This window comes from Streptomyces sp. NPDC058701, from assembly GCF_042715295.1.
Taxonomy (GTDB): Bacteria; Actinomycetota; Actinomycetes; order Streptomycetales; family Streptomycetaceae; genus Streptomyces.
On the sequence record NZ_JBHXSY010000152.1, the window covers coordinates 1 to 1,066 of the forward strand.

At 69.2% G+C, this 1,066-nt stretch carries 1 protein-coding gene and 1 pseudogene; both read right to left on the reverse strand.

Annotated elements, in window-relative coordinates:
• Nucleotides 1-148 precede the first annotated feature (148 nt).
• Nucleotides 149-307, reverse strand: a complete 159-nt coding sequence (locus ACFWW8_RS38650) for a hypothetical protein (RefSeq protein ID WP_386537631.1) — start codon at nucleotides 305-307, stop codon at nucleotides 149-151.
• A 50-nt stretch (nucleotides 308-357) separates the two neighbouring features.
• Nucleotides 358-1,010: pseudogene (locus ACFWW8_RS38655) on the reverse strand (IS5 family transposase); the annotation flags it as partial.
• Nucleotides 1,011-1,066: the final 56 nt, after the last annotated feature.

Here is a 1,066-nt window from a genome sequence, read left to right on the forward strand (position 1 = left end):
GGACACAGTCACACCGGGCCCGGAGGCCAGCGGCCCCATTGCAGGACCCCGAAAAAGATAACGGGGGCGACGTGTCGCCGACGCCCTGGTAGCCGCGGTCCGTGACCACGCGGATGCCGAGGTGAACGCGGGTGGCGATGATCGGGTGTCAGCGGGCCGCGGTGCCGGGCAGGGCGGAAGAGATCCAGGCTCGCGTTTCGTCCGGCGTGGTGATGACCTGCGGGTTCACCCCGTGCCGTCGGTGCTTGCCCGAGTAGTCCGCTCGTCCGTCGGCGGTCCGGTCGTACTCGGCACGAGTCGCGTCCAACAGGACATACCGGGCTTCGGCCGATCTGAAGGCCGCTGTCAGGCCCGGCTGGGCCGTCCGGGTCCGCTTCGCAGAACACGGATGCCTGCCATGACGGTCTCGAAGGCCGGCGTCGCCCGCCTGGCCTGCGGTGACGCGAAGGGCCAGAGGCCGTGCACGGCTGTCGCTAGCCAGGTGGACTTTCGTGCTCAGGCCGCCGCGGGAGCGCCCGAGGGCGTGGTCGTCAGGTTCGGCCCGGCCTGGCTCCCCCTTTTCCTGGCACCGGCAGCGTGCTCGTGGGCCCGGCAGACGGTGGAGTCCACCGAGACGGTCCAGCCGATGTCGGCATCAGCGTCGGCTGCTGCTAGAACTGCCGCGAGGATGCGTTCCCAGGTGCCGTCCACGGCCCACCTGATCAGGCGTTTGTGAGCGGTCTGGAACGAGCCGAGCTCGTCCGGTAGGTCCCGCCAGGGAGAGCAGGTGCGGTACTTCCACGCGCCCTTGCCGACACGCATCCCGGCAGCGTCGTGGTGGGCGCGGACCGTTGTGGAATCTACGCTGACCAGCGACAAGTCGGTTCTCTCTGCGCGGGCAACCTCGGCGATCACGCCTTCCAGCAGCGCGGAGAATTCGCCGGCGTTCCGCCAGACCCGGAAACGCCCGTAGACGGTGCCCAGGGACCGAACTCGGCAGGCATCTCCCGCCACTGGCCGCTGGAACGGAACGGTCATGTCCCTTGACGTGGTGTAGCTGATCTTTCGGTGGTGCCGGGCAGGCTGC